At 68.1% G+C, this 18,019-nt stretch carries 13 protein-coding genes, 1 tRNA gene and 1 pseudogene; 9 read left to right on the top strand and 6 right to left on the bottom strand.

Annotation, left to right across the window (positions count from 1 at the left end; translation table 11 throughout):
- Positions 1-20 precede the first annotated feature (20 nt).
- Both QFZ52_RS11165 and QFZ52_RS11170 read left to right on the top strand, forming a co-directional pair.
- Positions 21-1,073 (top strand): NAD(P)H-dependent flavin oxidoreductase, encoded by a 1,053-nt coding sequence (locus tag QFZ52_RS11165; RefSeq protein WP_307497687.1) that lies wholly within the window; start codon positions 21-23, stop codon positions 1,071-1,073.
- 62 nt (positions 1,074-1,135) lie between these two features.
- Positions 1,136-1,639 carry an Lrp/AsnC family transcriptional regulator gene (locus QFZ52_RS11170; RefSeq protein WP_278267003.1) on the top strand — a complete coding sequence of 168 codons (504 nt, stop codon included), beginning with the start codon at positions 1,136-1,138 and terminating at the stop codon, positions 1,637-1,639.
- Between the two features lie 103 nt (positions 1,640-1,742).
- Here QFZ52_RS11170 and QFZ52_RS11175 read toward each other — a convergent pair whose 3' ends face one another.
- Entirely contained in the window at positions 1,743-2,975 is a 1,233-nt protein-coding gene (locus tag QFZ52_RS11175; protein WP_307497689.1) for an MFS transporter, read from the bottom strand.
- Between the two features lie 171 nt (positions 2,976-3,146).
- Between QFZ52_RS11175 and QFZ52_RS11180 the strand changes: the two genes are divergently transcribed.
- From QFZ52_RS11180 to QFZ52_RS11195, 4 genes and pseudogenes are all read left to right on the top strand, one after another.
- Positions 3,147-3,662 (top strand): Lrp/AsnC family transcriptional regulator, encoded by a 516-nt coding sequence (locus tag QFZ52_RS11180; RefSeq protein WP_066211360.1) that lies wholly within the window; start codon positions 3,147-3,149, stop codon positions 3,660-3,662.
- Positions 3,663-3,669: 7 nt separating this feature from the next.
- Positions 3,670-4,667: pseudogene (gene corA, locus QFZ52_RS11185) on the top strand (magnesium/cobalt transporter CorA).
- Positions 4,668-4,675: 8 nt separating this feature from the next.
- Complete coding sequence (locus tag QFZ52_RS11190; RefSeq protein ID WP_307497690.1) at positions 4,676-7,282, top strand: hypothetical protein; 2,607 nt, start codon at positions 4,676-4,678, stop codon at positions 7,280-7,282.
- 191 nt (positions 7,283-7,473) lie between these two features.
- Complete coding sequence (locus QFZ52_RS11195; RefSeq protein ID WP_307497692.1) at positions 7,474-8,895, top strand: hypothetical protein; 1,422 nt, start codon at positions 7,474-7,476, stop codon at positions 8,893-8,895.
- Between the two features lie 62 nt (positions 8,896-8,957).
- Here QFZ52_RS11195 and QFZ52_RS11200 read toward each other — a convergent pair.
- The 4 genes from QFZ52_RS11200 to galU form a co-directional block, all read right to left on the bottom strand.
- Positions 8,958-9,030 (bottom strand) — tRNA-Ala (locus QFZ52_RS11200).
- Between the two features lie 70 nt (positions 9,031-9,100).
- Positions 9,101-9,997, bottom strand: coding sequence for a hypothetical protein (locus tag QFZ52_RS11205; RefSeq protein WP_307497693.1), 897 nt, complete (start codon positions 9,995-9,997; stop codon positions 9,101-9,103).
- Between the two features lie 101 nt (positions 9,998-10,098).
- Positions 10,099-10,713: a GNAT family N-acetyltransferase gene (locus QFZ52_RS11210; protein ID WP_307497694.1), complete on the bottom strand. Its 615-nt coding sequence runs from the start codon at positions 10,711-10,713 to the stop codon at positions 10,099-10,101.
- Positions 10,714-10,724: 11 nt separating this feature from the next.
- A complete protein-coding gene (gene galU / locus QFZ52_RS11215) occupies positions 10,725-11,621 on the bottom strand; it encodes a UTP--glucose-1-phosphate uridylyltransferase GalU (RefSeq protein ID WP_307497695.1) in 897 nt (298 codons plus the stop codon).
- A gap of 73 nt (positions 11,622-11,694) precedes the next feature.
- Here galU and QFZ52_RS11220 point away from each other — a divergent pair, with 73 nt between their 5' ends.
- The 3 genes from QFZ52_RS11220 to cpaB all read left to right on the top strand — a co-directional run bounded on the left by QFZ52_RS11220 (position 11,695) and on the right by cpaB (position 13,520).
- Positions 11,695-12,333 (top strand): 5-formyltetrahydrofolate cyclo-ligase, encoded by a 639-nt coding sequence (locus tag QFZ52_RS11220; RefSeq protein WP_307497696.1) that lies wholly within the window; start codon positions 11,695-11,697, stop codon positions 12,331-12,333.
- A gap of 100 nt (positions 12,334-12,433) precedes the next feature.
- Complete coding sequence (locus QFZ52_RS11225) at positions 12,434-12,709, top strand: FmdB family zinc ribbon protein (RefSeq protein ID WP_307497697.1); 276 nt, start codon at positions 12,434-12,436, stop codon at positions 12,707-12,709.
- 124 nt (positions 12,710-12,833) lie between these two features.
- Positions 12,834-13,520, top strand: coding sequence for a Flp pilus assembly protein CpaB (gene cpaB / locus QFZ52_RS11230; RefSeq protein WP_307497698.1), 687 nt, complete (start codon positions 12,834-12,836; stop codon positions 13,518-13,520).
- A gap of 701 nt (positions 13,521-14,221) precedes the next feature.
- Here the strand turns inward: cpaB and QFZ52_RS11235 are convergent.
- The gene (locus QFZ52_RS11235; protein ID WP_373425665.1) at positions 14,222-17,998 is read right to left on the bottom strand and encodes an AAA family ATPase; all 3,777 of its coding nucleotides are present in this window, start codon (positions 17,996-17,998) and stop codon (positions 14,222-14,224) included.
- Positions 17,999-18,019 lie beyond the last annotated feature (21 nt).

Below are 18,019 nucleotides of genomic sequence, written 5' to 3' on the forward strand. Positions count from 1 at the left end.
GGTACGCAGGAGGAAACCCCATGTCAGGAACCACCAGCGGCATGCCGTTGCCGTCCCGTGTGATCGCGGCGCCCATGGCGGGAGGAACCAGCAGCACCGCTTTCGTGAGTGCCGCGCTGGACGCCGGAGCCATGGGATTCGTCGCCGCCGGCTACCGGAGTGCCACGGCGCTCGGCGCTCAGCTCAAGGAGGTCGTGGAACGCTCCTCCGCGCTAGGAGGGGCCCCGTTCGGGGTGAACCTGTTCGTCCCGGACACCGCTCCCGTCGACGCGGAGGCCGTGCTCGGCTATGCCGAGGCCCTGCGTCCCTGGGCAGACCGTCTGGGAGTCGCGGTGCCCGAGCCGGTCCTCGACGACGATGACGACTACCCCGCCAAGATCCGCCTCCTGCTGGATCACCCGATCCCGGTGGTCAGCTTCACCTTCGGCCTGCCGTCCGCCGAGGATGCCGAGGCGCTCCAGGCCCGTGGCACACGGCTTTGGGCGACGGTGACCCACCGCGCGGAGGCCGAGGCTGCGCTCGCTCTCGGCGTCGACGCCCTCGTGGTCCAGCACGAAAGTGCGGGCGGCCATTCGGGTCGCTTCCTCCCGGGCGAACCGCCCGCAACGGACGACGCCGCGGGCCTCGTCGCCGAGCTGGCCCGGCACATCCCCCTGCCGCTCATCGCCGCCGGCGGCATCATGACGCCCGCCGACGCTCGTGCGGCGTACGACGCCGGAGCCTCCGCGGTGCAGCTCGGCACCGCGCTGCTGCGGACGCCGGAGTCCGGGGCGCGCCCGCTCCACAAGGACGCCCTGGGCGACCCCCGCTTCGCCGCGACCCGGATGACGAGAGCCTTCACGGGACGGCGGGCCCGGGGGCTCGAGAACGCCTTCCTGCGAGAGTACGACGCGCTCGCACCGGAGGCGTACCCCGCCGTTCACCACCTCACGGCGCCGCTGCGCGCCGAGGCGGCCCGGCAAGGACTCGCGGACGGCGTGAACCTCTGGGCCGGCACCGGCTGGCGGCAGGCCTCCACCGCTCCGCTGCGCGACGTCCTGGCGCCGTTCCTCGCCGTCGCATCCGAGCGCTGAACCGGCATTTCGCGAATCGCCGCCCGGCCGTATCATGTAGTGACATTCGAAGCGGAGGAACAATGGCCGATTCAGCGAAGAATCTTCGCAATCCAGGGGCTACTGGCGAAACCTTGGACGACGTGGACCGGAAAATCATCCGGATTCTTTCGGAGGACGCCCGCATCTCCAACAAGCAGCTGGCCGAGGACGTGGGCATCGCACCCTCCACGGCGCTGATGCGGACCAGGACGCTCCAGGAACGCGGCATCATCAAGTCCTTCACCGCCGAACTCAATCTCGCCTCGATCGGCCGCAGCGTCCAAGCGCTGATCGCCGTTCGCCTCCGGGCGCACGACCGCGATCAGATCGATCAGTTCACCGCACGCGTTCCGCGCCTCCCTGCGGTGCTGTCCACCTTCCACACCTCGGGCTCGGTGGACTACCTCCTGCACATCGCGGTGGCCACCACCGAGGAACTCCGTGACTGGGTCCTGGACAACCTCGCCACGGACCCGGTGGTCGGGCACACCGAGACCACCCTGGTGTTCGAGCACATGGACGGGAACTCGGGCCTGCTCGACTGAGGGCGGGCACGGCCGGGGCTCGGGTACGGGCGGAGACGCGGGCTCGGGCACGGGCGGAGCCGTGGACTTCAGGCTCGTGGGCGTTCACGCGCCCGTCCGCCCCTCACACCCGGCGAGAACCGCGCAGTGAGGCGAGGGCCAGGAGGAACGCCGCTACGGCGGACAGGATCGCGAAGGCGGTGACCGCCGTCGTCATCCCCCAGACCGCGGCGGCGAGGCCGAGACCGAGCACCGGCACCGCGCTCCCAAGGTAGGTCACCACGTACACCGTGGAGACCATCTGTGCGTGCTGGGTCGGTGACACGGCCATCGCCGCACGGTTGAACACGGTCCGGAAGGACAGACCCTGGCCGAAGCCGGCGGCCACCGAGGACACCACCAGCAGCCAGAGTGCGGAGGTATTGCTGGCCCAGGCGGTCAGGAGCATCGAGAGTCCGAGCACCGTGAGTCCCACGGGGACGGTCGCCTTGCCAGAGAATCCCGTGAGCTGACTCAGGGCCGAGGCGCCGAGGGAGAGGCCCGCCAGGACCCCCACCAGGGGAAGGGAGTTGAGGTGCATCCCCTGGGCGAAGAACCCGGGCGCGAGGGAGAGCTGGAAGCCGAAGATCGCGAAGCTGAGGAATCCGACCAGCGCAGCGAGCCAGAAGGGTCCGCGGGCCTCTGACGGCACGCCGAGCCGCCGAGGAGCGAGGGCCCGGTGGTTGAAGCCGTGCTCGGCGCGCATGATGGCGGGTCGGGCCTTGATGAGCCAGAGCGGCACGAGAAGAAGCGCCAGCACCACCATCTGCACGACGAACGGCGCGGTGCGGCCACCCGGCAGCAGGGCGAGCAGACCACCGATGGCCGGCCCGGCCGCGACTCCCCCGGAGGACGAGAGCAAGGTGAAGCGGGAGGCCCATTCCGGGCGGCTCGGCAGCAGTTCCCGCAGGGCCGCGGCGCTGGCTCCCGTGGCGAGCGCGATCGAGATGCCCTGGAGCACCCGCCCGCCGCACAGCATCAGCAGATTCTGAGCCAGGCCGAACACCGCGGTGCCGGCCAGTCCGACCACCACCGAGACCACCAGTGCGGCACGCCGTCCGATGTGATCGGACCAGTGGCCCGCGAGCACGAGGGTGGCCACGAGGGCGATCACATAGCTGGAGAAGGCGACCGTGGTGCCGAAGGGTCCCAGGGCCAGCTCGGCCTGCAGCGAGGGGTAGAGCGGGGTGGCCAGATTGGCTCCGACCAGGAGCACGAAGATGACCACGCCGGACAGCACCAGGCGGGCCGTGGTGGACGCTTCCCAGCCCCATTCACGGGCGGCCGGGCGCATACGCAGTTCACTGATGACGGTCATCGGGATCTTCCTCGCGGCTGTGGACGGTGGGTGTGCCGTCGCGAAGCTCTCAGGCCCTGGGTTGAGGCCTGTTCAGATCATGAGGCATTCACGTACTATCGATCAGTATGCGCAGAGAAAATTGCGCAAAACATTCAACAGATTCGCCGTCTCTTGAGCTGGAGTGCGCAATTGAACAATCTCGATGCCACCGATCTGAAGATCCTGCTGGAACTCGTCCGGGAGCCACGGATCCAGGTCAGCGAACTCAGTGAGGTCCTGGGCATCGCCCGCAACACCGCGCAGGCTCGGCTGCGCCGCCTGCAGCGCTCCGGCGTCCTGACCGGAGGCGGCCGGGAGATCGACCTCGAAGCGGTGGGGTACGACGTCGTCGCGTTCGTCACGATCGAGGTGACCCACCGCGAACTGGACTCCGTCATCGCCGCCCTCAGGCTCATCCCGCAGGTGCTGGAAGTCCACGAGATCTCGGGTCGTGGCGATCTCTGGGTCCGGCTCACCGCCACGGACACCCATCAGCTCCAGTCCGCGCTCCGTCAGGTGGTCCGCATCAAGGGCGTGATCAGGACTGAGACCGTGCTGGCCCTCCACACCCACATCGCCTACCGCACCGAACCGCTGCTCAGCCGGGCCCTGGATGTGCAGGAGAATGCCCGCGCAGCGCGCGCCCAGGCCTCCGCTCATCCATAATGAAGCCGTGACGATCATCGACAACGCCGTCTACGTGGACGGCCGCCGGATTCTCGAACCTCAGTCCGTGCTGCAGACCAGCGAGTGCATGGAGGAGACCGGCGGGATGGCCTGGCTCGGCCTGTACCGCCCGAGCCAGGAGGACATGAAGGACATCGCGGTGGAGTTCGGCCTCCACCCCCTGGCCGTCGAGGACGCCGTCACCGCGCATCAGCGCCCCAAGCTGGAACGGTACGACTCAACCCTCTTCACCGTGCTCCGCCCGGCACGCTACATCGACTCCACGGAGACCGTGGAGTTCGGCGAGCTCCACATCTTCACCGGCCCGGACTTCGTGGTGACCATCCGTCACGCCGAGACCCAGGGCGTCGCGGCCGTGCGCAAACGGCTGGAAGACAATCCCGAGCTGCTCAGCATGGGCCCGGAGGCCGTGCTGTACGCGCTGCTGGACAAGGTGGTGGACGACTACTCCCCCGTGGTCGCCGGTCTGGAGAACGACATCGATGAGATCGAGGACCAGTTGTTCGCGGGTGACTCCACGGTCTCCCGCGGCGCATCTACGAGCTCACCCGTGAGGTGATCCAGTTCCAGCGGGCCATCCAGCCGCTCCCGGACATGGTCGAGGTGCTGGAACGGGGCTTCACGAAATACCAGGTCAACGTCGAACTGCAGCGCAATCTCCGGGACGTCCGCGACCACGTCGCATCCGTGATCGCCCGAGTGAACTCCTTCCGCGAAATCCTCCAGAACGCCCTCACCCTGGACGGCACCCTGACGGCCAACCGGATGAACGAGGTGACCCTCGCCCAGAACGAGCAGGTCAAGAAGATCTCCGGCTGGGCAGCGATCTTCTTCGCCCCGTCCATCGTGGCCGGGATCTACGGCATGAATTTTCACGACATGCCGGAACTCGAGTGGCCTTTCGGCTATCCGCTCGCCGTGTGCATGATGGTCGCCCTCGCCGCGCTGCTGTATCTGATCTTCAAGAAGAAGGGCTGGATGTAGGGAGCACCATGAGCATCGACGCCGAATTCCTCACCTTCGTCCGTGTCCTGTCCGACGGCGGTGACGACGAGCAGGCCGTCGAGCTGCTCAGCGCCGCCCTCGCGGATGCCGCGCCGGCCCGGACCGAACCGGAGGCGGTCGCCCTGGCCGAGGCCGTGGGCCTCCTCCTCCGGCTGAGAACCACCCCCGAGACCTATCCGTTGGCCACTGAACACCTCCTGCGGCTCGGCGAGCTGACCGCCAGCGTGCCCACCCCCGCGGTCCGGGAAGCGTGTGCTCTCGCGGAGCTGGAGGCCATCGAGTGGATCCACGGTGCAGATCCCGACGCGATCGTGCTCGTGGACGTGCTGCGCGCCGCAGAGGCGTACGCCGCGCGGTACTCCGATCCCACGGAACCGCTGGTCATCCGGCGCGCCCGTGCCGAGGCCCTGCTGACCGCCGGCCTGCTCGTGCGGCACCTCGGCCGGCCGGGGAATGACGTGGCACGCGCCTTCGAACACCTGGCCCTGTCCCTGACCGGCGAGGACGATCCGCGCCTCCGGACCGTCCGCCTCCACGCTCTGTACGAGGCGTCGAAAACCCGGCTGAACCTCGACGACGGCCGGGCCGAGAGCCTCGAGCTGCTGCAGCGCGTGATCGAAGAGGCGCAAGGCCTCCCCGACGCACGACCCCTCCTTCACCGTGCCGCGCTGCTGCTTCTGGACGCCGAGGACGACGATCCGGCATCCGCACGCTCCAGGGCCGACGCCGCGCTCGCCCTGCCTCTGACAGAGGAAACACGGCGCGGATTCGCACAGCACCGCGCCTTCCTGGAGGAGGTGCTCCTCCGCGTCCCCGAGGAGCACCAGGAAAACGAGGCTGAAGCCCGTCACCGAGCTCTCATCGACCGGTTCGGCGCGCATCCCGACGACGAACTCCGGGACGGCCTGCTGTGGGCCCTCCTGCTCCGCTACGGCCGGCAGGGCGAGCAGTCATCCCGCACGGCCACGGCCCTCCGGGTTCTGGGTCACGCGGACGCCGCATTCGCCGGGGACCACAGCACGGTGACCGTCGCCGCCCGGCTGCGGCTGGCGGCCCGGGTGGCGGAAGCGACCGCCGCGCTCGGGGACCCGGTGCGCGCCGTCGCGCTCTCTGAAGACCTGGCACGGCGCTTCCCCGGCGCCGAGAGGGATCCCGAACTGCGGGTGCCGTTCGCGCTCGCCGAGCTGGAACGGGCCCTCCGTCTGGACGATGTGGGCCGGCGCGAGGAGGCGCGGGCACTCCTGGCCTCGATCCCGGGGCGCTTCGCCAACGCGGAGGGCCTGCCGGATGCCTCGGGCGTCATCGCTCAGGCCCTGTACTGGCAGGGACGGCAGCTCCGCGAAGCAGGGCACCTGGCCGAGTCCCGTGCCGTCATCGAAGAGCTCCTCGGGCGGTTCGCCACAGCGGAAGACCCCCGGCAGAGGGCCCAGGCCGCGAACTCCCTCTTCTCGCTCTGGCAGTCCCCGGACGTGTCGCCGGAGGAACAGGAAGCCGCACGGGCACGCTTCGGTGTCCTGTTCGGACAGGACGAGGATCCTCACATCCGCGGGCTCGACGCCCGTCGGCTCCTCCTCCAGGCCACGGACGAGGCGGAGCGCGGCCGGAAGGACACCGCTGTCGCGCTTCTGAACTCGCTCGTCGCACGGCACGGCGAAAGCAGCGAGGCTGACGTCCAGGACACCGTGCGCCTCGCCCGCGAGAATCTGGGCATCCTCAGCGTGCCGGCCGTGGCGCAGTCGGACAGCGCGTCCGGCGCCCGCTACCGCGATCTGCGGGCACGCCTCGACGAAGCGGACCGGGCGGTCAAGAGCGGCCACCTCGCGCACGCCGAGGCGGTGCTGCGCTCCATCACCGACGACGCCGGCGCCCGCCCCACCGACCAGGCGACCGTCCTGCTGGTGCTGGCCGCGCTCGACGGCCTGGGTGGGATCCTCGAGGATGCGGGGCGCTGGGAGGAGCTCTCCCTCGTGGCGGGTCGCGCCGCGCCACCGCGCCCGGACCTCGACACGCGCGCCGCCCGCATCAACGCGCGGGCGCACCTCCGCCTCGCCCGGGCGCAGGCCCAGCTCGGCGATCCGGCCTCGGCCCTGAACGTCTACGACGCCCTCGACCGCTTCGCCGACGGCTCACAGGACGGGGACATCGTCAGCGCGCGCGAGACGGCGCTCTACAACCGCGCCGTGCTGCTCGACGACCTGGGGGACGTCCACGCCGCGCTGGCGGCCTACGACCGCCTCCTCTGGGTTCAGCAGGCGTCGGTGCCGTCCCCTGAACGCCGGCTCCGAGCGGTGAAGGCCCTTCGCAACAAGAGCCTGCTGCTGGACCGGCTCGCCCTGTTCGCGGACTCCGCCACGGCGCACCGGCAGGTCCTGGACATCGCGGGCACCGCCCCGGAGCCCGCCGTTCTGCAGCGTGCACGGTCCTCCGCCTTCGCGCTGGCCACTTGCTTCGCGCACCTCGGCGACCACCGCTCCGCCGCCGACACCTACGCCTGGATCCGCACGGCGCATCACTTCGGCTTCAGCCCGGAGGAGCTCCGCGAGGCCGCGGGCCTCCTCAAGCTCGCGCAGAAGGCCGCCAAACGGCAGCGGTGACCTCGCGGGGCGGCTAGCGGCGGCGCAGCGGCGGCACACGGAGCCCGTTCTCAGCGTCATTCCACAACACAGGCGGTCCTTTCCCGCCCACTTGAACCGCACTATCCTGAGCGGATTCACTCGCGCCGGATAGGTCTGCCACGGGCTGCGTGAAGTTTTGGCAGACACTCTCGCATCGAAAGGACCGGCTCATGACACACACCGCATTCTTCGAGACTGCTGAAGTCTCGGCCACTCAGTACTCTGACTTGGTCGTGGCGGGCGATTGGACCGCTGCGATTGAGAAGTGTATTGAAGTGCTCCCCGCGAAGAGCGACATAGAGGGCCAGTCCGGCGGCACGGTACGGCTTCCTTCTGGTCTGCTCAAGGTGTCGAAAAAAATTACTGTGAACAAGGCCATCGTGATCGAGGGGGCCGGGCCAGCCTCGACGCTTATTGTTCCCGACACCGGTTTCACCGACGACGTGATATTCGATTTTGTGCACGATCCGAACCTCATGCTGGCGCCAGGAGCAGGCGTGAAGAACCTGCTCATCAACATGCAGAACAAACCTGCAGTGGCCATCCGCGGAGCCGGTCTCTACGACAACATCCTGTTCGAAAACGTTCGAGTGGTCGACGTGAATGGCACGGTAAACGCCTTTCGTTTCATCCCCAGCGACGGCAGCCTGAAGATCAGCCAGACCATGACTTTCGTGAACGTCTACGCTCGTTCACACGACGGCTTGGGTACAGAACCCCTCTACTACTTCAATCAATGCCAAGAAGTCGTATTGGAGAACACAAAGGCCATCGGCTCCTACGGCGGCGGCACCGTCATTGGAAGACGTCCAGGCTTTCAGATCGTGGACTCCAGGGGATTCGTCTTCATCGGGTGCTCGGTCGCCTTCTGCAAGGACGCATTCGACCTCAGAGCCAACAGCAGGGACGTCAATGGAATCTTCCTCTACGGAACCACCGTCGAATCCTGTGAGACCTGGCTCTACGCACGAGGCCTCCTGACCAACAAGGTCCGTGAGCTGAACGTTTCACGCGTCCGGCTCGAGGGCGGAGGAGGAGGCTGCGACATCGACAATGTCGTGCGTGCGTCCATCGACTACCAACCGGTGACCGCAGGTCCTGACGTCACCAATTTCTCCGGCCCCCAGACTGAATGCATCTTCATCTCGCCCAACGAACTGATCCCAAACTTAGGCAATCCGGCCGAGTTCACGAACGATTCGTCCTACGCCGCCGGTCGCCTCATGCCGGAAAACGGAACCACCGCCGTCATCGCAAACTTCGTTCTGCCAACGCATTGGTCAAGCTATAGCGTCATCCTCGTCTGGACGCCCACGCAGAGTAAGAGCGGGCAACAGGTGAAACTCGGCATTCACCACGGCCCCATGATCGCAGAAGGGAGTCAGACTATCGCTGGCTCTGTCAGCGGAACCTATACCAGGCAAGCGCCAGAGACCGCCTTCACCCAGACGCGAACGGTACTCGCGTCTGGCATCCCGGCAGCGGCGACCACGATGCGAGGAACTCGCATCACAAGATTCGGTGATGACTCTGCCGACACGCTTCAATCACCTGTCGTGTTTCAAGGGATCATCATCCAGCGGAACTCATGAGCCAGAACTCGCACTCAACGGAAAAGGCCCCTCCTGAGCAGGAGGGGCCTTCGGTGAAACTGTGGAGCTAAGGAGATTCGAACTCCTGACCTCTTCGATGCGAACGAAGCGCTCTACCAACTGAGCTATAGCCCCGGACCCGCTCTCGCGGGAACCAACTGGATCAGACTACAAAGAAACAGCCGCAAGTTCAAAAACGCGAGGCTCAGGCCCTCCGGCGCTGCAGGATCGCGTCCAGATTCCGGAGTGCGGACTGGCCCTGTCCCACCACGGCGACGTTCGCCGCACCGGCCTGAACGGCCTGCGCGAGATCCGGCTTCAGCGCGTCCTTGATGATCGGTTTACCCTCGGGCTTGGGTGCCTCGGGCAGGTCGAGCGGCTCCGGAGCGGGACGTTCCGCACGCGGCGCGTCGACGTACAGGGGCTTCGGGACATCGACCGGCTCCCAGGTCTCGCCGGACGCGGCCTCGGAGTCACCGATCTCCCGCGCGACGGCGAGGGCCGCGAGCCGCAGCTCGGCCGCCGTGAGCGGGGGTTCCTCCGTCTCCTTCACCGGCTCCGCGGGCGAACCGTCGAAAGGCTCACTGGGCGACGACAGCGGACGTTCCACCGCGACGTCGCGCACCGGAGAGGCAGGGGACGACATCGCGTCCTGGAAGGCGCGCTCCACCCGGCGCAGGCGGTCACGCTTGGCCAGCTGGCGCAGGACAGCGACGCATGCCGCGGTCACGAACAGGCACAGCAGGGGTGCGCTCGGCGCGACGACCGAGAACAGCGTGAGGACAGCTGTCACCGGGACGGCGACCAGGGAGACGGCGCCGAGCAGCGCGAGCGATGCCCGTCCCTTCTTGATCCTGGGACGGCGGACAGGGTTCACCGAGAGATCTTGCTGGCCTGGATTCTCCATGGGCACGGTCTCTTCCTCCTCGCTGCCGTCCTGCACTGTCACCGTGGGCCCGATCCTTGCCACTGACAAGTGAGCGGGATGCTCCTCCCCCTCCACTTCCACGGTCCGGACCCGGACGCGGCGCTTCAGCAGGGATGGAGCGATCCCCAGGAGCCAGAACGCGACAGCAGCCACCAGGACCACTGAGCTGCTCATGGGGAAATCCACAGTCTTCACGTTAGGGGGTGGTCACCACCCGCCTGACCATTTGACCTAGTGTGTCGCCCAACTCGCCAGGAAATGACGGCGACGTGATCTCATCTGCTGGTGAGCCAGCGGTTCAGGACACCACCGGGTACCTCGTCGGCTGTCAAAGCGAAGCTGAGATGATCCGCCCATTCGCCGTTGATGTGGAGAAACGCCGGGCGCAGCCCTTCCGGCCGGAAGCCGAGCTTCTCCACCACCCGCAGACTCGGGGTGTTCTCCGGACGGATGTTGATCTCCATCCGGTGCAGGCCGAGTTCCTCGAAACAGAAGTCCGTCGCGAGAGCCACCGCGGTCGGCACGATGCCCCGGCCCGCGCGGTCCTGATCCACCCAGTAGCCGATGCTCGCCATCATGGCCGACCCCCACATGATGTTGGAGACGGTCAGCTGACCAACGATCGCGGGAGCCGCCAGGCCCGGCCGGCGCTCGGTGATCACGAAGGGCAGCGCACTGCCCTGACGCGCCTGCGTTCTGAGCGAGCTGACCATCTCCCGGTAGCTGGGCAGACGGCCGCCCGGATTCGGGTTGCTCGCCTCCCAGGGCTGCAGCCAGTCCCTGTTGCGCTGACGGACCGTCGTCCACTCGACACGGTCCTTCTGCCGGATGGGCCTGAGGACGATGTCACCGTGTTCCAGGGTGACGGGCCAGTACGGAACCTGACGCACCGGCGGCGGCGTCAGAGAGCGGAGGTGAACTCGCCGAGCCAGGTGCGGAGGTCAGGACCGAGGTCCTCACTTTCCGAAGCCAGCTGGATCACGGCCTTGAGGTAGCTCAGCTTGTCCCCGGTGTCATAGCGGCGGCCGCGGAAGATCACACCGTAGACGCCGTACCCTTCGCCGTCGCCGGCGGCGAGCGTCTGCAGGGCATCGGTCAGCTGGATCTCGCCGCCACGGCCGGGCTCGGTGTGAGCCAGGACGTCGAACACGGCGGGATGCAGCACGTAACGGCCGATCACGGCGAGGTTGGACGGGGCCTCCTCGACGGACGGTTTCTCGACCAGCTGGCTGACGCGGACGAAGTCCTCGCCCTCCACCGGGGAGATGTCGGCGCAGCCGTACGCGCTGATCTGGTCCGGTTCAACCTCGATGAGGGCGATCACGGAACCGCCGGTCTTCTGCTGCACCTTCATCATGGTGGACAGCAGTTCATCGCGGGCGTCGATCAGGTCGTCGCCGAGGAGCACGGCGAAAGGCTCCTGACCCACGTGCTGCTGGGCACGCAGCACCGCGTGGCCCAGGCCGAGGGGGTCGCCCTGCCGGAGGTAGTGGATGTCCGCGAGATTCGTGGACTCCTGGATGGCGGAGAGCTTGCGGGCGTCGCCCTTGGCCTCCAGCGTCGCTTCCAGGGACGGGACGCGGTCGAAGTGGTCCTCCAGGGCCCGCTTGCTGCGGCCCGTGATCATCAGAATGTCATCCAGGCCGACGCTGGACGCTTCTTCCACCACATATTGAATGGCCGGCTTATCCACCACCGGCAGCATTTCCTTGGGCATGGCCTTTGTGGCCGGCAGGAATCGGGTTCCCAGGCCTGCGGCCGGGATGACGGCTTTACGGATCTGCTTCTGTTCGGTCACAGGACTAATCTAGCCGATACAGTCACCAGTCCATCCTCCCGGGTTTTCCTGCGACAGAATGACGGTTTTATCCATGCCAGCAGCAAAAGCGGAATTCCGATCCGCGCAGCGCACCCGACGGCGTGCGGACGCCGCTCTCCGCACCGACGACGACGCCGCACGCCTGAGTGCGGCCTTCGCCGAGCAGGCCTCGGCCTGGCTCTCCACGGTGCTGCCCGCGGACTCGTCGTCCGCTCCCAGCGTGGCGTGCTACCTGAACGCCGCCGTCGAACCACCCACCGCCGCACTGCTCCACGCCCTCCACGACCGGGGGTGTACGGTCCTGGTCCCGGTCTGCCTTCCCGGGCACCTGATGGAGTGGGTCCGCTGGCATCCCGGCATCGAGGTCCGGCGCAGTGCCCTCGCCCCGGTCGACGAACCCGTGGGTCCAGGGCTTGGCTTTCAGGAGCTGTTCGCTGCGGACGGCCCTGGGCTCGACGTGATGCTTCTGCCCGCGACCGCCGTGGATGCAGCGGGTAACCGACTGGGGCAGGGCGGCGGTTACTACGATCGTTTCCTGGCGACGCTGGCGGACACCGGGCATGCCGTTCCGATGGCGGCACTGGTCTTCGAGCCGGAGCTGGTCCCGGAGGGCTCCTTCACCGTCGGCCCGCTCGACCGCCCCGTGGACGCCGCCGTGACGGAGCGCCAGTGGCGGGCGTTCGGGAAGTGAATCCACCGTCCGTGCGTTGACCTCTTTGATAGAATTGGCACTCGGAACCTGACAGTGCTAATCCGTATCCGTTCAGGACCCAGAGAACTGAGGAGAATCCGTGCCGACTTATGCGTATGCCTGCAAGGACTGCGGCCACGATTTCGAGATCGTCCAGTCATTCAGTGACAACTCCCTGACCACGTGCCCCGAGTGCGGCGGAACTCTGCGCAAGAAATTCAACAGCGTTGGCGTGGTCTTCAAGGGTTCCGGTTTCTACCGGACCGACTCCCGCGGTTCCTCCTCGCAGAGCACCGTCCCGGCCGCCTCCTCGGCGTCCTCCACGGCCTCCAGCTCCTCCGCCCCTGCGGCGGCGCCCGCCAGCAGCGGCAACTGACCGGCGCTCCCGGGCGCCTTCCACAGGGGAGACTCTCCCCTAACGGAACCCGGGAGCATCCCCGTCTGTCCACATAGAGGATTTCCCCACCGTCGGGAGCCCCTCCGCTCCCTAGCCTCGGTGTATGAGGAATCCACCGTCAGGCCCACGCCGCATCTCCGCCCCGCGTCGAGTCCGTTCCTGGGCCATCCGGCACCGCCGTTTTCTCGCGGCCGCCAGTCTCGCCGCCGCGGCAAGTCTCGCGGTGTACCAGCTCACTCCCGGGCCTGCCCAACGCACGTCGGTGGTGGCCGCCTCGGCTGATCTTCCGGCCGGGGCCACGCTGGAACGAACCCAGCTCACCACGGTGCAACTGCCACCCTCAGCGGTTCCCCCGGGCAGCTACCGGGACCCGACGGCCCTCCTGGGCCGTCGGTTGGCCACACCCCTGCGCCGGGGTCAGGCACTCAATGACACCTCGCTCACCGGGCCCGGACTCCTCGCAGGAACTCCGCCCGGCACCACTGCTGTGCCTCTCCGGATGGCCGATCCGTCGTCCTTGCGCATTCTGAGTCCGGGACAGCTCATCGACGTGGTCTTCAGCCCCGAGCCCGGCCCGGAGGCAGCACGGGATCCCGAGGACCAGGGCTCGCGGCTTCTGGCGCGCCGGGTCGCCGTTCTCTGGATCGGACAAGGGGAGAAAGGTTCCGGCTCATGGCTCGGAACCGAGGAATCACCGGGCCTGGTGGTGGTCGGAGCGACGCCGTCGCAGTCGAGGGCGCTTGCCGGAGTGCAGCGGCAGGGCCGTCTGTCCTTCGTGCTGGTCCGATGAGTTCGCAGACCATGAAACTGCGTGGAACATGCTTGGATCACACCCCCACGTGGAGCGCCGGCGCGCTGCGACCGTCAGTCCCAGTGGGGAGGCCGCTGTTCCTTCAGCCAGTCGTCCCGTTCGGGATTGCCCGTCGATCCGCCCCAGGCCGCGTCCAGGTCTTCGGCGGCCTTGTCGGGCAGGATCCCTTCCCGGGATGCCCTTCCGCCCCGAGGCCTTCGGAGTGGACACCCCCGGAGTGGAGGCCACCGGTGACGCCGCGGCAGTCTGCTGAGCGGTTCGCACGGAATCCGGCGTCGCGTCCCCTTCGGCCGGGTCTCCAGCGGATGGCCCACCAGTGGTCGTGCCTCCGGCGGTGGCTCCTCCGGGGGCCGGACGGCCAGGGGCTGGTGGGGACGGCTGCGCACGCGGAGCCTTCGCCGACGGCAGCACGATCGACTGGCCGACGGCCACGTCCAGCCGTGTCACCTGGACCGTGGCGCGACGGGATCCCCGCCGCTTCCGCCCTGTGCCTGACTCGTTCCGCCCTGGGTCTGACTCGCCGGCCGGGGCGGTCCGGGAAGCGGTCGCGGCAGCAGTGGAGTCCACGCTCTCTGTTCCTGTGCCGTCTCGTCCCGCGGGCCCCGATGGTGACGTGGAGTCTGCCGAGGTGGCGTCCGGCGAGCCGTCCAGGCCTCCCCCGGAGTCGCCGGGCGCACCGCTCACAGCACTCCGTCGTCGCCCAGGGGCACCTGCGTCATGAAGCCGGTCGCGGTGTTCTCGGTCCCTGCCGGTTCCTCGCCTTCCAGGTGGAGGAAGGAGGCGATGCGGTCGGCGCAGAACGAAGGATCCGTGAAGACCTCGATCGTCCAGAGGGAGACATGACGCCAGCCCATCCGTTCCAGCAGCTCGGGACGCAGGCGGCTCCGTTCACGGATGGACCGCTTCTGATAGGCGGCGGTGCCGTCGGACTCGATGGCCACGGGCGTGGGGATCTCGGAGTCGTCCTTGCCCATGGTGTGCAGGGGGTCGGCTGCGGCCACCACGTCGATGGCGCCATCGTACTGGTGCCACACCCGGGCGCCACGCACCCGGAGGCGCTCGGCGAGGTCGACCACCAGGGCGTCCTCCCCCAGGCTCGGGTCGCTCGACGCGGCACGGGACGCGTGACTGCCCAGGGAGTAGTTGCCCCCGAGTTCACGGTCCAGCAGATCATAGAAGTCCGCGGCGCCGTGGCTCAGGCGACTGCGGTCCAGGTCCTCCGGCTTGAAGCAGCTGAGGACATGAAGATTCTGACGCGCCCGGGACATGGCCAGAGCGAACTTGGCACGGCCGCCGCGAGCCGAAAGGGGCCCGAAGCTGTGCAGCGCCCGGCCGTGGGGCGTCCGTCCGAAACCGAGCGAGAAGATGATGTGATCCCGCACCAGGCCACGGGCGCGTTCCAGGTCCACCACGCGGAAGGACTCCGGCCCGGTCCCATGGAAGAAGTCCGCCAGCAACGGGTGGTTCGGCAGCTGAAGCCTGATGGCCTCGCCGATCCGCGCTGCATGGTTCAGGGTGCTCGTCACAACCGCGAGAGAGCGCCGCGGACGAGTCCTCGCGTGTTCGAAGACCAGCTCCACCACGCGATTGACCTCGGCCATCACCGACTCCACGGCTTCCTTGCCCTGCACCGGCAGGCCCGTGCCGTCCGGAAGGTACTCGACCACGATCGACCGGTCGAGACCGGTGACCGCGTTCCCGTCGGGCAGACGGTTCAGGCGTTCGCCGTAGAACGAACGGCTCAGCTGGAGGCTCAGGTCCTCATCCACCGAGCGGTAGGCATTGCGCAGTTCGACACTGGGCAGCACCTCGCTCAGGGCGTCGAGAGCGCTCGTGACCGTCTGAGTGGCGTCGGCCCGGTCATCCGGTCGCTCGACGGCCACCGAGAAAGCCCGGGGCGATCCGATGCTCGCATCGCCGAAGGCCACCACCTGGGTGCCTCGGGCCAAGGCGGGCAGAGCGCTCCGCAGCGAGGTGGATTCGGCGTCGATCACCACGACCGCGTCGAAGTGGACGCCCGCCGGCAGGGCGCGGGACAGCGAATGCGGGCTGACCGTCCAGATCGGGACGAGGCTGGAGAGCAGCTGGGGAGCCTGCGCCCAGAGGGCGGCCATGCTGACCCGGCCGTCCTTGAGGAGACTCCGCAACAGCTCGGCCTGGCGGGTCTCCCGCTGCACGAGGTCCCGCCAGCGCTCCGCCAGAGACCACCGCAGGCGTCCGGCGCCGCTCGCGATGTGGGCGCTGTCCGCGAGGCGGAACTCGCCTTCGATGGTGCGGAGGCTGTCGCCGTCGGACATCGCGAGATAGTCGTCGCCGCTGATCATCGCTTCGAGCACGGACTGCCACCAGGCGAGGTCCAGCTCGGCGCTGACGGCCTCAGCCGGGACCTCCCGGGCCGCCAGGTCGTCCAGCAGCTCATCCAGTCCCTGTCCCCGCAGGCTGTCCAGGATGAGAGTGCGCTCGGGAAGGGTTTCCAGCGCTTCGGTGTCACCGCTCAAAGAAGCCAGGCGGGTCTCCAGGGCCCCCAGCGGCATCTCCTGCAGATCGGTCCCGCCGCGGGTCCCCTTGAGCGCCTGGCTCAGGGTCAGCAGATCCTTCTTGACCTCGGTGTAGCGGGTGTCCAGATCGGCGAGGCCGGACGGCACCACGGGGTGCCGCTGGGACGCCGCGTACTTGGACCACTGCTCGCGCTGCACCTGCACCTCTTTGAGGCTTTCGTGCAGGTCCAGGATGTGGACGCCCGGACGGACGAACTCCTTGGCGTACTTGCGCAGCTTGGCGCGGCCCAGACTCGTCATCTCGATGCCCCGCTCGCGGCGCCAGGCGCTGGGAGCCGTGGCCGCGATGAAGTCATGGACGTCGCGGTCGAAGATCTCCACGGAGAAGCGGCTGAGGCTGTCACGCATGCCGAGGAACAGCCCGAGCTGCTCGCCCCACTCGTGGAAGTTCGCCCCGAGGTGGAGCTGCGCCTGCTCGGCGAACTCCTCCATGCGGCGGCGAAGCTCCGGCACCGAGGTGTTCAGGCGGGCCGCCGTCTCGTGGGCCTCCTGGGCTTCTTTGCGGGTCAGGAGGCGTGCGCCATGCCATTCGCTCGTCACGGTGGAACGGGTGAAGCTGCCCAGCTCGGCCGCACGGATCAGCTGCGTCGCGGTGGCTTCACGGTCCTTGATGCTGTCCAGGACGCTGCGCTTGAGGCGCACGGTCGTGCCCGGCGTCGTGTCGGTGGCCACGGCGCGAGCGAGAGCCTGCATCGCCTGATACGGCGAGCAGCCCCACCGCGACCGGACGTTGTGCAGCGACGCGACGTGCTCAGCCAAGGAGTGCCGGCGGGTCCGCAGGGTGTTGTGCAGCTGTTCGAGCTGCGGCTCCTCGGCCTTCTCATTGCGCACGATCGCCTGGATCAGCTGTGCCTTGAGCTGCGCCGGATTGGCGCTCGTGCTCAGCGGCAGCACCAGGCTCTCCAGACCCAGGGCTCCGAGCCGCTGGTTGAGCTCAGCCAGCGAGGTGCGGCGTTCGCCCACCACCAGAACGGACTTCCCGGCCATCACGAGCTCGCCGAGGGCATTCACCACCGTCTGCGTCTGACCGGTGCCCGGGGGCGCGGAGATCACCACGGAGTCGCCGGCGCGGACCACGTCGAGGGCGAGCTGCTGGGACGCGTCGGCGTCGAGCAGCAGGAATTCGTCCGCGGGATCGCGCTCATCCAGCGGCACGAACTCGTCGGCCGTGATGGGCACCCGCGGTTCCACCCTGCTCGGGTCCGCCAGCGCGGTGATCAGCTCATGACGGTCGCTGATCCACGGATCGTCCAGATCCTGCGGGAGGTCCGCGAACGTGGAGACCAGCAGCTCAGGCAGGATTTCGGCGCCATGGATCGGCGCGATGACCGTCTCCATCCGCTCCAGCACGGGCTGCGGATCGAAGCGGGCGGTGCTGTAGGCGAGACGTGCCAGAGCGTTGACGTCGAAGATGATGCCGTGCACCGTCTTCAGGTGCCGGACCAGGGCCGGATTGATCCGCGCCTGTTCCAGAACCTGGAGTTCGTAGTCGTCGCCGCTGGGCCGCAAGCTCAGGCTGATGGCGGCCAGCAGGACCGGAGCCGTCACGCGCTGCGGCTTGCCGCCGACGGCCGACGTCCACACGGCCGTTCCGGCGGAGAGGTAGCCGACGTCGATGCCCCGCTCGTTGCCCATCTCGTAAACCTTGGCGCGGATGCTCCGGGCGGCCCTGGCCGCGCGGGTGTACTCCTGTGGCTCGCGGATCAGCGTGGACAGGCGGGTCTTACGGCCCGCCATCAGCTGGGCGAGGCCGGACGGGTGAGCGTGCGCCAGGTCGATGGTGCCGTCCGCCGTGCGTGAGAAGCGCAGCAGGGTGTCCGGACCTGACACCGGCGCGAACGCGGCGAGCCAGCGGCTCAGCTCCTCGGAGCGTTCGTCGTGTTGTGGGTTCTCCGGCACGGGTTCCTTCTTCTCTGCACT

Source organism: Arthrobacter woluwensis (assembly GCF_030816155.1).
GTDB lineage: Bacteria > Actinomycetota > Actinomycetes > Actinomycetales > Micrococcaceae > Arthrobacter_E > Arthrobacter_E woluwensis_A.